Raw genomic sequence first — 13,978 nt, 5'->3', positions numbered from 1 at the left:
CCGGCAGACTCACTCGGCGTGACACCGGGCGAGCACCTCCCTGGCGAGCTGGCGGTAGGCGGCGGCACCGACGGAGTTGGAGGCGTACGTGGTGATCGGCTCACCGGCGACCGTGGTCTCCGGGAAGCGGACCGTGCGCCCGATGACCGTGTGGTAGACGTGGTCGTCGAACGCCTCGACGACACGCGCCAGCACCTCACGGCTGTGCACCGTGCGCGAGTCGTACATGGTGGCGAGGATGCCGTCGAGCTCCAGGTCGGGGTTGAGCCGCTCCTGGACCTTCTCGATCGTCTCGGTCAGCAGCGCCACACCTCGCAGCGCGAAGAACTCGCACTCCAGCGGCACGATCACCTTGTGCGCGGCCGTCAGGGCGTTGACCGTGAGCAGGCCGAGCGAGGGCTGGCAGTCGATGACGATGTAGTCGTAGTCGTCCATCAGCGGCTTCAGCGCCCGCTGGAGGGTGGACTCGCGCGCGACCTCGCTCACGAGCTGCACCTCGGCCGCCGACAGGTCGATGTTGCTGGGCAGCAGGTCCATGTTGGGGACCGCGGTCTTCAGCAGCACCTCGTCGGCCGCCATGCCCCGCTCCATGAGCAGGTTGTAGACGGTGAGGTCGAGCTCCATCGGGTTGACGCCGAGACCGACCGACAGCGCGCCCTGCGGGTCGAAGTCGACGAGCAGCACCCGGCGCCCGTACTCGGCGAGCGCGGCACCCAGGTTGATGGTCGACGTGGTCTTGCCGACGCCGCCCTTCTGGTTGCACATCGCGATGATCTTCGCGGGGCCGTGCTCGGTCAGCGGGCCGGGGATCGGGAAGTACGGCAGCGGGCGTCCGGTCGGGCCGATGCGCTCACGGCGCTGACGGGCCGCGTCGGGCGCGAGCGTCGCCGCGTACTCGGGATCGGGCTCGTACTCCGCGTCCGGATCGTAGAAGTGCCCCTCGGGCAGTTCGTCGTAGTCGGCGAAGTGGTTGCGGGGCGCGCCACTTCCGTCGCCGGCCATGGCGTTCACGTGTTGGCCATCCATACTCATGTGTGCTGTCCGAGTCGCCTGCGGACTCTGGTGGGCGGCTGCGAAGGTGCGTACAGCGACGGAGCCGACAGCCTCGAGACGCCCGGGGCCGTGGGCCCGTGCAGGCATTCCTGGTTGACCACCCCCGGGAGTAAATGTCGACTCATTCACAAGTCGTCTTACCTCCTTGGTGACCAGGAAACTTCTAGACAGGTCAGCGTGACACCATGCCGACGTTCGGCGACTCTATGGCGTGTCGGCCGTCCGCAGCAACACAATCCGCCGGACCCGGCCCGATGTGTCGGCAATGAAACATCCCTCTGTCAAGGGCGTACGGCCGTCGCACAGCAGGTTTCACCGGTGCGCGAATCGGTTGAAGCGTTACGTTCGAGGCGAGTTGGCCGAGAATCGCAAAGTGACCATACACACACCCGGCCGGACCTTGTCGGGCAAGGTCCGGCCGGGTGTGCGGGGTTGACGACCACTGTTGACGTATCGCCTTTTTCGGCTGTCGACTTGTGCCGGCTTGGCCGGTGCCCCGGCCGCGTCGGGTCAGGCGAGCAGCGAGGCCAGCTCGACGTGCTCCAGGCCGTGCGCCTCGGCGACCTCCTTGTAAACCACCTTGCCGTCATGGGTGTTGAGACCCTTGGCCAGCGCGGGGTCGCGGCGCAGGGCGTCGGCCCAGCCGCGGTTGGCCAGCTCCACGATGTACGGCAGCGTGGCGTTGGTCAGCGCGTAGGTGGAGGTGTTCGGCACCGCGCCGGGCATGTTGGCGACGCAGTAGAACACGGACCCGTGGACCGGGAAGGTCGGCTCGGCGTGCGTGGTCGGGTGGGAGTCCTCGAAGCAGCCGCCCTGGTCGATCGCGATGTCGACAAGGACACTTCCGGGCTTCATCCGGGACACCAGCTCGTTGGTGACCAGCTTCGGGGCCTTGGCGCCCGGGATCAGCACGGCGCCGATCACGAGGTCGGCCTCCAGGCAGGCCTTCTCCAGCTCGAAGGCGTTGGAGACGACGGTCTGGATCTTCGTGCCGAAGATCTTGTCGGCTTCCTTGAGCTTGTTGATGTCCTTGTCGAGCAGGGTCACGTGGAAGCCCATGCCGATGGCGATCTGCGCGGCGTTCCAGCCGGAGACGCCGCCGCCGATGACGACGGCCTTGCCGGCCAGCACGCCGGGGACGCCGCCGGGCAGCACGCCGCGGCCGCCGTTGGCGGCCATCAGGTGGTAGGCGCCGACCTGCGGGGCCAGGCGGCCCGCGACCTCGGACATCGGGGCGAGCAGCGGCAGCGCGCGGTTCGGGAGCTCGACCGTCTCGTAGGCGATCGCGGTGGTGCCGGACTCGATGAGCGCGTCCGTGCACTCCTTGGAGGCGGCCAGGTGCAGGTAGGTGAAGAGCGTCTGGTCCTTGCGGAGGCGGTGGTACTCCTCCGCGATGGGCTCCTTGACCTTGAGCAGCAGGTCGGCCGTGGCCCAGACCTCGTCGGCGGTGTCCAGTATCTGCGCACCGGCGGCGAGGTACTCCTCGTTGGGGATCGAGGAGCCGACACCGGCGTCGCGCTCGACGACGACCTGGTGACCGTGGCGCACCAGCTCATGCACGCCGGCGGGGGTGATGGCCACCCGGAACTCGTTGTTCTTGACCTCGCGGGGAATGCCGACCTTCACGTGGATCACGGTCCTTGGCTCAGAGAATGGGGCTATTACAAGGCATACCCGCTCAGGCTCGGGCACACCGGGGTAGACCGCAGGAGAATGTGCGGCAGAGCCAGTCTAATGAAGGTGTTCCCGCTGTCTAGCCTTTCAAAGCATCAATCTTCATCGGGTGTGCTGCGGATTTCGCAGGCATCAGCGGCTTCTTCCCTCAACATGCGCTCGGCCGCACTCCGCTGCAGCCCGGCCGCCGTGGGGTCGCCGAGGCGGTCGAGCGTGTCGGCGAGCCTGAGGTGCAGCGCTGCCTGGAGCCGGACGTCCTCGGCCCGGCGCGCCCACTCGACGGCCTCCTGGCAGGTGCGCAGCGACTCCTCGGGCCGCCCGGCGTACTCCTGGACGCGCGCGAGCTCGCTCAACGCCCGCGCGTGGGCCGGGAGATCGCCGGCCCTGCGGTGGCCGGCGACCGCCGCCCGCCAGGAGCGCACCGCCTCGCCGTAGCGGCCGGCGTAGGTGTGGGCGGTGGCGATGCGGCCGTAGATCCGCGCGGCGTCGGCGCGCTCGTCCCGGGCGAGCCGCTGGGCGAGGGCCCGGCCGAACCAGTCGGCGGCCCGGTCGTAGTCCCCGAGCTCCAGGTGGGCGCCGCCTACGGATTCCATCGCGCGGCCGGTCGCGTACGGGTCGTCCGCCGCACGTCCGGCGTCCAGCGCGGCCCGGTAGCGCGCCAGTGCCTCGGCCGTGCGGTCGGTACGGGCGTCCAGGTCGCCCAGGTTCAGCAGGGCCGCCGCCTTCTCCCGGGGCAGGTCGCGGCGCTCGGCCACGTCGAGGACGAGCCGGTGGACGTCGTACAGGTCGGGCGCCGCCGCCTGGGTGCCGAAGTGGGCCACCATGGCGCGGACCAGCTGGGACATCAGCCGGCGGGCGAGGGTGTCCAGCTCCCCGTCGGCGACCGCGAGGCGGGCCGCGGCCAGCAGGGCGGGCCGGCGCACGCGCAGCCAGTCGGCGGCGGCCCTGGGGGTGGGGAAGCGCAGGGCCGGCGGCATGCCGTCGAGCTTCTCGCGGGCCCGGTCGCTGTCGGTCTCGGTGATCGCCCGGCACGACTGGAGCAGCCGCACCGTCCGCTCCAGCATCCGGGCGCGGGCCAGCTGGAGCTCGGCGGGCCGGTCGTGGCGCGCTGCGAGGGTCTTCAGCAGGGGGTACAGGCAGCCGGGCACCTCGTACTGCGGCAGCGCGGAGCCGGCCGGGTGCAGCAGGCCGAGGCCGACGAACTCGTCCAGGGTGGTGCGCGCGTCGCCGACGGAGCAGCCGGCGAGCGCGGACGCGGTGTGCGGGTCGACCAGGCCGGCCGGGGCGAGGGAGAGCAGGCGCAGCATCCGGGCGGCGGAGCCGGGCAGCGACGTGTAGGCGAGGCGGAAGACGCGGCTGAGCGGCGTCCCCTGGTCGTCCTCGGCGTGCATCTGCCGGGCGAGGTCGGCGACGGCCGCCTTGGGGCGGGCCGCGAGCCAGCCGCCGGCCAGGGTGAGGGCGGCGGGCTGCGCCTGGCAGACCTCGGCCAGCTGCTCGGCGGCGCGGGGGTCGACGGTGATGCGGACCGAGCCGGTGAACCGGGACAGCAGCTCCACGGCCGACTTGGTGTCCAGGCCGCCCAGTGTGCACGGGCGGACGTCCGCGATGCCGGTCAGCGGGCCCCCGGAGACGACGACGGCCAGGCAGTCCGGGGTGTCCGGGAGGAGGGCGTCGACCTGCTCGGCGTCGGCGGCGTCGTCGAGCAGCAGCAGGAGCCGGCGGTCGGCGAGCGCCTCGCGCAGGGCGGCGGTGAGGTCGTCGTCGCAGGCGCCGGGCGGGGTGGGGCGGTCCAGCTCGGTGAGCAGGTCGCGGGCGAGCCGCCCGACGGGCACGCGCCGTCCGTCCGGTTCGCTCAGCCGGGCGCGCAGCACCCCGTCGGGGTAGCGGTCGGCGACCTGGGCGGCGAGCTCCTCGGCGAGCGCGGTACGGCCGGAGCCGGGCCGGCCCGCGACGAGGAGCACGCGCGCGCGGGGGGCCTTGCGGCCGGAGAGGGTGTCGAGGCCCGCCCGCTCGATGTCGGCGCGCAGCTGTTTCAGCTCGCGGGTGCGGCCCAGGAACCGAGTCTCCTCGACAGGGTCGCCCGACAGCCGTACGCCGTCCGTGTCCACCGCCTGATCCGTCACGGGCCACACTCCCGATCCCACCGCACGCCGGCGCCCGCCGGAACTCCGGTTCGGGCGTTTCCCGAGCCTAGTTCACGCTGTGCGACGGACCGTGTGGACCACGACGGGCACATCCCCTGATCGGATCAACAGATGGTCACACCGGAGGCCAGAACGCGGGGCACGGGGCGCCGGAACATCGGGGCGCGGAACTCAGGCCACCAGGGCGTGGGGCTACGGGGCGCCAGGGCCCGGCGAGGCGCGCCATGCGCCGGCCGGAGGCACGCGTCAGGCCTCGAACGGTCGGGCCGGCCACGGGGACTCCGCCGGGCGCAGGGTGTCGAGGCCGTCGCCCTGTTCCGCCGCGATCAGGGAGAGTACGCCCACGACCAGGCAGTTGTTGTGCAGGTCCCCCGCGAGCACCCCCCGGACCAGGTCCGCGACGGGCACCCGCTCCAGCTCCATGTCGGCCTCTTCGTCCTCGACCGCGAAGCGCTCACCCTCCGCCTCGGACAGGTTCCGGGCGAGGAAGATCCGCACGGCCTCGTCGCTGCCGCCGGGCGTGGTGTAGACGTCGGCCAGCACCCGCCAGTCCTCGGCCTTGACGTGCGCCTCCTCGTACAGCTCGCGCTGGGCCGCGTGCAGCGGGTTCTCGCCGGGCACGTCGAGCAGGCCGGCCGGGATCTCCCACAGCTTCTCGCGCACCGGGTGCCGGTACTGGCGGATCACCAGCACCCGGCCCTCGTCGTCCAGGGCGAGAACGGCCACCGAACCGGGGTGGACCTGGTAGTCGCGGCTCGCGACGGAGCCGCCGGGCATGACCACCTCGTCCGTGCGGACGGAGGTCTTCTTGCCCCGGAAGGGGGTCTCCGTCGCCCGGACCTCCCACTCCTCGGGGGTGTCCTTGATGGTCGTGCCCGTCATGCCCTGTCCTTCCAGACGTACGCGAAGAGGCCGGGACGCGTCCCGTTGAATGGACGCGTCCCGGCCACCGTACAACTGGTGTGCTACTTCGACGTCTTCCGCTCGACCGCGGCCTTGACCAGCCCCGCGAACAGCGGGTGCGGGCGCGTCGGGCGCGAGCGCAGCTCCGGGTGCGCCTGCGTGGCGACCAGGTAGGGGTGCACCTCGCGCGGGTACTCGACGTACTCGACGAGCTTGCCGTCCGGGGAGGTGCCCGAGAAGACGATGCCGGCCTTCTTCTCCAGCTCCGCGCGGTAGGCGTTGTTCACCTCGTAGCGGTGACGGTGCCGCTCCTCGACGTACTCCTTGCCGTCGTACACCTCGCGCGCGATGGACCCCTCGGCGAGCTTGGCCGGGTACATGCCGAGCCGCATCGTGCCGCCCATGTCGCCCTCGCCGGCCACGATGTCCAGCTGCTCGGCCATCGTGGAGATGACCGGGTGGGCGGTGGCGGGGTCGAACTCGGTGGAGTTGGCGTCCGTGATGCCGGCCAGGTTGCGCGCGGCCTCGACCACGATGCACTGGAGGCCCAGGCACAGGCCGAGCAGCGGGATCTTGTTCTCGCGGGCGTACTTGATCGCGCCGACCTTGCCGAGCACACCGCGGTCGCCGAAGCCGCCCGGGATGCAGATGGCGTCGACGTCACCGAGCTGCGCCTTGGCGCCGGCCGGGGTCTTGCAGTCGTCGGACGTGACCCACTTGATCTTCACGCGGGCCCGGTTGGCGAAGCCGCCCGCGCGCAGCGCCTCGGTGACCGAGAGGTAGGCGTCGGGCAGGTCGATGTACTTGCCGACCAGGGCCATGACGATCTCGTGCTCGGGCTTGTGGACGCGGTCGAGCAGGTCGTCCCAGGTCGTCCAGTCCACGTCGCGGAACGGGAGGTCCATCTTGCGGACGACGTAGGCGTCCAGGCCCTCGGTGTGGATGACCTTCGGGATGTCGTAGATCGAGCGGGCGTCGGGGCAGGCCACGACGGCGTCCTCGTCGACGTCGCACATCAGCGAGATCTTCCGCTTGATCGCGGTCGGCACCTCGCGGTCGCAGCGCAGCACGATGGCGTCCGGCTGGATACCGATGTTGCGCAGGGCGGCCACGCTGTGCTGGGTCGGCTTGGTCTTCAGCTCGCCCGAGGGGCCGATGTACGGCAGGAGCGAGATGTGCACCACGAACACGTTGTCGCGGCCGACCTCGTGGCGGACCTGGCGGACGGTCTCCAGGAAGGGCAGCGACTCGATGTCGCCGACCGTGCCGCCGACCTCGGTGATCACGACGTCGACCTCGTCCGTCGCCATGCGGCGGATGCGGTGCTTGATCTCGTTGGTGATGTGCGGGATGACCTGCACCGTGTCGCCCAGGTACTCGCCGCGCCGCTCCTTGGCGATCACCGTCGAGTAGACCTGGCCCGTGGTGACATTGGCGGAACCGTCCAGGTCGCGGTCGAGGAAGCGCTCGTAGTGCCCGATGTCCAGGTCGGTCTCGGCGCCGTCGTTGGTGACGAAGACCTCACCGTGCTGGAAGGGGTTCATCGTGCCGGGGTCGACGTTGAGGTACGGGTCGAGCTTCTGCATCACGACGCGCAGACCGCGGGCCTTCAGCAGCATGCCGAGGCTGGAGGCCGTCAGCCCCTTGCCGAGCGAGGAGGCGACACCCCCGGTGACGAAGATGTGCTTGGTCGTCGAAGATTTGGGCGGCATGGCCAAGAGGGGGCTCCCGTGGTCGCGGTCTGGGGTGCGGTGCGTCCGTCGTGCGGCCCGGTCGTCCCGGGTTGCCGTCGGCGGCGCCGTCGCTGCGGTTCCGGGGTTTTTCTCCCACCGGTCCACGGGCTACCAGCGTATCAGCGCCGGAGAGCGACGGCTTCCGGCCACGCTCCGCGCACATGCGGACACGGACGCGCGCGGCTCACCGGATTCTCACCCGGTGGTCACTCGTTCGGCGTACCCGCGTTGCCCGGAGGGGCACACAGATCATCTACGTGCGTCGTATCCTGCTCGGACGTTCGCTGCCGAGCCGGCCCCGGCGACGCGGCACCACCCCTCGCCCCGTCAGCACCGGAACAACGAGAGCTCGTCAGTTCGTTGAGCAACAATTGTCCTTTGCGGCACAGCGTTTGGCTTCACGGCCGGACGGCTGCTTTGCTTCATGGCTCAACAACGCATGACACCCCCCTTGACCGCACTAGCGACCGCCCCCACGCGGGGTGACGTGGCCGTTCGACTGGAGTTGCACGTGGCCGGGCGCATCGAAGACTACGCACTCATCGGAGACATGCAGACCGCTGCCCTGGTCTGCCGGGACGGCACAGTCGACTGGCTGTGCCTGCCCCGCTTCGACTCGCATGCCATCTTCGCCGGTCTGCTGGGCACCGGGGAACACGGCTTCTGGCGGCTCGGACCCGCCTACGCACCCGGCGCCGAGCCGCCCACCGCGCAGCGGCGGAGCTACCGCGGCGACTCGCTGATCCTGGAATCCGAGTGGGACACCCCGCGCGGCACGGTCCGGGTGACCGATTTCATGCCGCCGCGTGACGGCGCCCCGCAACTGATCCGGATCGTGGAGGGCGTCTCCGGACGGGTGCCGATGCGTTCGGAGCTGCGGATGCGGTTCAGCTACGGCCGGGTGGTGCCGTGGGTGCACAAGCACGAGGGACGCACGGTGGCCGTCGCGGGCCCGGACTCCGTGTGGTTCGACACGGAGGCCGAGACCTACGGCAAGGCGCTCACCACGTACGCGGACTTCACGGTCGCTCCGGGTGACCGGATCGCGTTCACCATCTCCTGGGAGCCCTCGCACAAGGAGCCGCCGGCGCTGCCGGAGCCCGAGCAGTCGCTGGTGGCGACGGAGGACTTCTGGCGCGACTGGGTCGAGCACTGTACGTACCACGGCCCCTACCGCGAGGCCGTGGTCCGCTCCCTGATCACGCTGAAGGCGCTGACGTACGCCCCCACCGGCGGCATCGTCGCCGCGCCCACCACCTCCCTGCCGGAGGAGATCGGCGGCGTCCGCAACTGGGACTACCGCTACACCTGGCTGCGGGACGCGGCGATCACCCTGTCCTCGCTGCTGCGCACCGGCTACCGCGAGGAGGCCCGCGCCTGGCGCGAGTGGCTGCTGCGCGCGGTCGCCGGCGACCCGGAGAACCTCCAGATCATGTACGGCATCGCCGGCGAGCGCGAGCTGGGCGAGGCGGAGCTGGACTGGCTGCCGGGCTACGAGAACTCCACGCCGGTCCGGGTCGGCAACGGCGCGGCCCACCAGCTCCAGCTGGACGTGTACGGCGAGGTCACCGAGGCCCTGCACCTGGCCCACATGACGGGCCTCGCGCGCAACGACTACGCCTCGGTGCTCCAGCTGAAGCTGATCCGCTACCTGGAGGACCACTGGCAGGAGCCGGACGAGGGCATCTGGGAGGTGCGCGGCCCGCGCCGCCACTTCGTGCACTCCAAGGTGATGGCCTGGGTCGCCGTCGACCGCACGATCAAGCTGATCGAGTCCGGCGACGCCGACGGGCCGCTGGAGCGCTGGAAGCAGCTGCGCGACGACATCCACCGGGACGTGTGCGAGAAGGGCTACGACAAGGAACGCAACACGTTCACGCAGTCCTACGGCTCCCGGGAGCTGGACGCCTCGCTGCTGCTGATCCCGCAGATGGGCTTCCTGCCGCCGGACGACAAGCGCGTGATCGGCACCATCGAGGCCATCCAGCGTGAGCTGTCCACGTCGGACGGCTTCATCCTGCGCTACCCGACGGACGGCAAGGACGAGGGCGTCGACGGCCTGCCCGGCGACGAGGGCGCCTTCCTCGCCTGCTCGTTCTGGATGGCCGACGACCTGGCGATGATCGGCCGGGTGGACGAGGCCCGCAAGCTCTTCGAGAAGCTGCTGTCCCTGCGCAACGACCTGGGCCTGCTCGCCGAGGAGTGGGACCCGCGCCTCCAGCGCCAGGTCGGCAACTTCCCGCAGGCCTTCAGCCACGTGCCCCTGATCGACACGGCCCTGCGCCTGACGGCGAGCGGGGCGTACGGCGGCTGAGGGGACTCGACAGGAAGGCATGGCCGTACCCCGCCCGGGCCGGCGACCCCGGCCCGCGTGAGGCACGCACACGGGACGCCTCCCCGCGATGTGCTCACCCGCGGCCCGCGCGGGTAGCGTCCGGCTCATGGACAGCGGCAAAGTCAACAGCGGCGACGGCTTCGGGGACGGCGGATACGGGCCTCGGGGCGCCGGAATCACCGTGCAGCGGGCCCTGGAACTCCCCGGGCTGCGCAGTGGCCTGCCGGAGATCGTCGCCGGCGCCGACCGCCTGCACCGCACCGTGCGCTGGGTGCACGCGGGCGAGGTGCCCAACATCGCCTCCCTGCTCAAGGGCGGCGAACTCCTGCTGACCACGGGCTACGGCCTCGGCACCCGCCCGGCCGAGCAGCGGGCCTTCGTCCGCACGCTCGCCGAGCGCGGCATCGCGGCCCTGGTCGTGGAGCTGGGCCCGCGCTTCGCCAGGCTGCCCGCGACCCTCGTGGACACGGCCCGCGCGGCCGGGCTGCCGCTGGTCCAGCTGCACCGCGAGGTGCCGTTCGTGACCGTCACCGAGGAGATCCACACCGAGATCGTCAACGGCCACTACGCGCTGCTCCAGCGGGCCGAGGAGGTGCACCGCCGCTGCACCGAGGCCCTCCTTGGCGGCGGCGGGGTGCCCCAGGTGCTCGGCATCCTCGCCGGGTTCGCCGACAACCCCGTGTTCCTGGAGACGCCCGACGGCCGCCTGCTGTACGCCGCCGGGTCCGGGCCCGAGGGCGCCGATCCGCTCCAGGTGTGGGAGGGGCTGCGGGGCCAGCACAAGGAGACCCCGCCGCCTGCGGGCTCGGTCCTGGTGGACGTGCCCGGCGGCGGCCCCGGCGCCGGGTCGGTGCGCGCCCGGCTGGCCCTGCTGCCCGTGCGGTCCCCGCTGGCGCCGGTGCACCGGATGGCGGCTGAGCGGGCGGCCGGCATCCTCGCCGTGGTGCTGATGCAGGCACGGCAGGAGGAGGAGCTGGCGGCGCGCGGGCGCGGTGACTTCCTCACCGATCTGGCCGAGGGCCGGATCACGGCGGAGGACGCCCCGGCGCAGGCCCGCGTCCTCGGCTTCAAGCCGGGCGGCAGCCCGTTGCTGCCGGTGGTGATGCGGCTCGGCGACGCCCTCGCCCCCACCGGCGGCGGCTGGGCGGTGCTGGCCCGCGCGGTCGCCGAGGAGCTGGCGTCCGTCGGGGTGCCGGTGCTGCTGGGCGTGCGGCCGGTGGAGGGCCGGGTGCCGCTCCTGCTGGGTCTGCGCGCGGAGTCGGAGCGGGCGGCGGTCGCCGACCGGGTCGCGGCGGCGCTGCGGGCGGGCGTGGAGCGGGCCGGGATGCAGCGCCCGGGCGCGCATCCGCCGGTCGTGGTCGTCGGGGTGGCCGGCGGCTGGGCGGCGGCGTCGGCCGGTCTGCGGCACGCGGCGGAGACGGCGACCGCGGCCCAGGGCCTCGGCGACCGGCCGTGGTACGACGCCCGGCGGCTCGACATCGACCTGCTGCTGTGGCGGCTGCGCGACCATCCGGACCTGGCGGCGTTCGTCGGGCGGGCGATCGGCCCCCTCCAGGACCACGACAACCGTTCCAAGCCGCCCCTGCTGCCCACGCTCCAGACGTACCTGGCGCACGCGGGCCGCAAGGCGGAGACGGCGCGCGAACTCCACCTGAACCGGCAGACGCTCTACAACCGCCTCGCCCGCATCGGGGAGTTGCTGGGCACGGACCTCGACGACCCGCAGACGGTCCTGGCGTTGAGCCTGGCCCTGCGCGCCCGCCGGCACGTGCCGTAAAGGGCCCTAGCGGAGCGGGGTGGGCCGGGTCAGCTCGTCGTAGACGCTGAGGACCTGGGCGACCGTCTCGTCCTCGGTCGGCCAGGTGGCCGCCTGCCGTACGCCCCGGTCGCTCAGCGCCTCCCGCCGCGCGGCGTCGCCGAGCAGTCCGACGACGGCGTCGCCGAGGGCCGCGGCGTCCCCGGCCGGGACGAGTTCGGCGGCGTCGCCGACGAGTTCGCGCAGGCCGCCGGTGTCGCCGGCGACGAGCGGCAGGCGCGCGTGGAGGGCCTCCTGGGCGAGGACGGAGCGCCCCGCCCCGCGGTGGATCGGCAGCAGCGCGAGGTCGGCCGCCGCCAGCAGGTCGGTGACGTCGTCACGCCGGCCGATGAGCACCACCGGCAGCCCCTCGTCCTCGATCCTGCGCTGCAACTCCCCGCGCAGCGGGCCCTCTCCGGCGACGACGACCAGGGGCGCGGGGTCGAGCCGGCGCCACCCGCGGGCGGCGTCGAGCAGGACGCCGTACCCCCGGTGTGCCTCCAGGGAGCCGACCGCGATCAGCAACGGGCGGCCGACGGCACCGAGTTCGGCCCGGATCTTCGCGTGCGTCGGGTCGGGGTCCTCCGGTCCGGCGGCCCGGGAGGGGCGGCCGGGCAGCGCGACGGGACCGAGCCGGGCGTCCCGCGCGCCGGTCAGCCGGGCCCGGTCGACCAGGTCCGAGGTGGCACCGAGCACCACGGTGGCGGCCCGCATCACCCGCCGCTCCAGCACCCGCAGCAGATGGGCGCGCGCCCCTTCGGCATGGGCCCGGTCGTGCCAGGTGACGACGAGCGGGGTACGGACCCGGCGGCCGCCGAGGGCCAGCACGGCGCGGAAGGAGGCGTGCAGCCCGTGCGCGTGCACCAGGTCGGCGTCGGCGCACACCGCCCGCAGCGCCGCCACCGAGACGGGGTCGCTGCTGCGGGGCACGTGCGTGTGGCCGGCGCCCGCACCGGTGAAGTCGTAGGTGCGTTCCGCCTCGGCGGGGGCGCACACCGTGACCTTCACGCCCCGCGCGACGAGCCCCGCGGCCAGTGAGCGCACGTGCGCGCTGCTGCCGGCGTTGCCTCCGCCCAGCACCTGCACGGTGCGCAGCGGCGCCTGGCCGAGCGGTGAGTGGCTGCTCACGGGGGTCACGTGGCCCGGGGCTCCTGGTTCGGCGGGGGACGGTCACGAAGAACGTACAGAAGGACGGTGCGGCCGGGGCACGCCGCACGGCTTCCTGCGCGTCACTCCGTCAAGGATGCCAGCACGTACGGGTGTTCCGGGAACGACGATCCCCGCGCGCACGCGACCACGGGGCAACGGAACAGGACCGATTCACTCACACGAGTGACGTGCCGGCGCGCGGCGCCTACGCGACGCGGCGCTGTCACACGTACCGGCCACCGCACCGACGTCCGCCACCCCGGCCCCCGCCGGGCTACGCCCTACCCGTCGTCCCGTGCCGTCGCGAGCAGTTCCTCGGCGTGGGCGCGTGCCGTCTCCGAGTCCTCCTGGCCCGCGAGCATCCGGGACAGCTCCCGGATCCGCTCCTCGCCCTCCAGGACCTTCACCCCGGAGCGGGTGACCGAACCGTCGTTGGTCTTCTCCACCAGCAGCTGCCGGTCGGCGAACGCGGCGACCTGCGGCAGGTGCGTGACCACGACGACCTGCGCGGTCTTCGCGAGCCGCGCCAGGCGCCGCCCGATCTCCACCGCCGCCTTGCCGCCGACCCCGGCGTCGACCTCGTCGAAGAGGTACGTCGGCACCGGGTCGGTCCCCGCGAACACGACCTCCACGGCCAGCATCACCCGCGACAGCTCACCGCCGGAGGCACCCTTGGCGATGGGCCGCGCCGGCGCGCCCGGGTGCGGGGCGAGCAGCAGCTCGACCTCGTCCGCGCCCGACGGCCCGTACGCGACCGCACGTCCGCCGACCTCCACGCCCTCGGGATCCTCGGTCTGCCGGACGGCGAAGGACACGCGCGCGTGCGGCATGGCCAGCGAGGCCAGCTCGGCGGTCACCGCGGCGGCGAACCGGTCGGCGGCCTCCGTCCGCGCGTCGGTCAGCGCCTGCGCCAGTCCGCCCAGCTCCGCCCGCAGCGCGTCCCGCTCGACGGTCAGCTCGCCGATCCGCTCGTCGTCGCCGTCCAGCTCGGTCAGCCGCGCGGCGCTCTGCTCGGCCCAGCCCAGCACGGCCGCGATGTCCTCGCCGTACTTCCTGGTCAGCGCGGTGAGCGCGGCCCGCCGTTCCTCGACCGCCGCCAGCCGCAGCGGATCGGCGTCCAGGTCGTCGGCGTACCCCGCCAGCTCCCCGGCCACGTCCCGCAGCAGGATCCCCACCTCGCCGATCCGCTCGG

General features: G+C 72.6%; 9 protein-coding genes. 2 read left to right on the top strand and 7 right to left on the bottom strand.

All coding sequences use genetic code 11. The features are described from left to right. Positions 1-9 precede the first annotated feature (9 nt). The 5 genes from GTW67_RS23060 to pyrG form a co-directional block, all read right to left on the bottom strand. The gene (locus GTW67_RS23060; protein WP_161164423.1) at positions 10-1,140 is read right to left on the bottom strand and encodes a ParA family protein; all 1,131 of its coding nucleotides are present in this window, start codon (positions 1,138-1,140) and stop codon (positions 10-12) included. A gap of 423 nt (positions 1,141-1,563) precedes the next feature. Beyond that, positions 1,564-2,688 (bottom strand): alanine dehydrogenase, encoded by a 1,125-nt coding sequence (ald, locus tag GTW67_RS23055; RefSeq protein ID WP_161164422.1) that lies wholly within the window; start codon positions 2,686-2,688, stop codon positions 1,564-1,566. A gap of 134 nt (positions 2,689-2,822) precedes the next feature. Then, entirely contained in the window at positions 2,823-4,850 is a 2,028-nt protein-coding gene (locus GTW67_RS23050; protein ID WP_161164421.1) for a tetratricopeptide repeat protein, read from the bottom strand. Positions 4,851-5,117: 267 nt separating this feature from the next. After that, on the bottom strand, positions 5,118-5,753 hold the full coding sequence (locus tag GTW67_RS23045) for an NUDIX domain-containing protein (protein ID WP_161164420.1): 636 nt from the start codon (positions 5,751-5,753) through the stop codon (positions 5,118-5,120). Between the two features lie 83 nt (positions 5,754-5,836). Beyond that, a complete protein-coding gene (pyrG, locus tag GTW67_RS23040) occupies positions 5,837-7,486 on the bottom strand; it encodes a CTP synthase (protein ID WP_161164419.1) in 1,650 nt (549 codons plus the stop codon). Between the two features lie 532 nt (positions 7,487-8,018). Between pyrG and GTW67_RS23035 the strand changes: the two genes are divergently transcribed. Further along, positions 8,019-9,821, top strand: coding sequence for a glycoside hydrolase family 15 protein (locus GTW67_RS23035; protein WP_161164424.1), 1,803 nt, complete (start codon positions 8,019-8,021; stop codon positions 9,819-9,821). A 127-nt stretch (positions 9,822-9,948) separates the two neighbouring features. Then, positions 9,949-11,619 carry a PucR family transcriptional regulator gene (locus tag GTW67_RS23030; protein ID WP_161164418.1) on the top strand — a complete coding sequence of 557 codons (1,671 nt, stop codon included), beginning with the start codon at positions 9,949-9,951 and terminating at the stop codon, positions 11,617-11,619. 6 nt (positions 11,620-11,625) lie between these two features. On the opposite strand, the gene GTW67_RS23025 is transcribed toward GTW67_RS23030, so the two are convergent. After that, positions 11,626-12,774, bottom strand: coding sequence for a glycosyltransferase (locus tag GTW67_RS23025; RefSeq protein ID WP_161166711.1), 1,149 nt, complete (start codon positions 12,772-12,774; stop codon positions 11,626-11,628). A gap of 293 nt (positions 12,775-13,067) precedes the next feature. Next, positions 13,068-13,978: DNA repair protein RecN (locus GTW67_RS23020; RefSeq protein ID WP_524539813.1), on the bottom strand; the 911-nt coding region annotated here is incomplete at its 5' end.

The sequence above is a fragment of the Streptomyces sp. SID5910 genome, from assembly GCF_009862125.1.
Lineage (GTDB): Bacteria > Actinomycetota > Actinomycetes > Streptomycetales > Streptomycetaceae > Streptomyces.
Note: the sequence above shows the minus strand (reverse complement) of the source record. Positions and strands in the feature narration are given on the sequence as shown.

Excerpts from the sequence above, each read along its gene's own strand:
- GTW67_RS23060 (WP_161164423.1), bottom strand. The coding sequence starts at position 1,140 with ATGCCTGCACGGGCCCACGGCCCCGGGCGTCTCGAGGCTGTCGGCTCC.
- GTW67_RS23045 (WP_161164420.1), bottom strand. The coding sequence starts at position 5,753 with ATGACGGGCACGACCATCAAGGACACCCCCGAGGAGTGGGAGGTCCGG.
- pyrG (WP_161164419.1), bottom strand. The coding sequence starts at position 7,486 with ATGCCGCCCAAATCTTCGACGACCAAGCACATCTTCGTCACCGGGGGT.
- GTW67_RS23030 (WP_161164418.1), top strand. The coding sequence starts at position 9,949 with ATGGACAGCGGCAAAGTCAACAGCGGCGACGGCTTCGGGGACGGCGGA.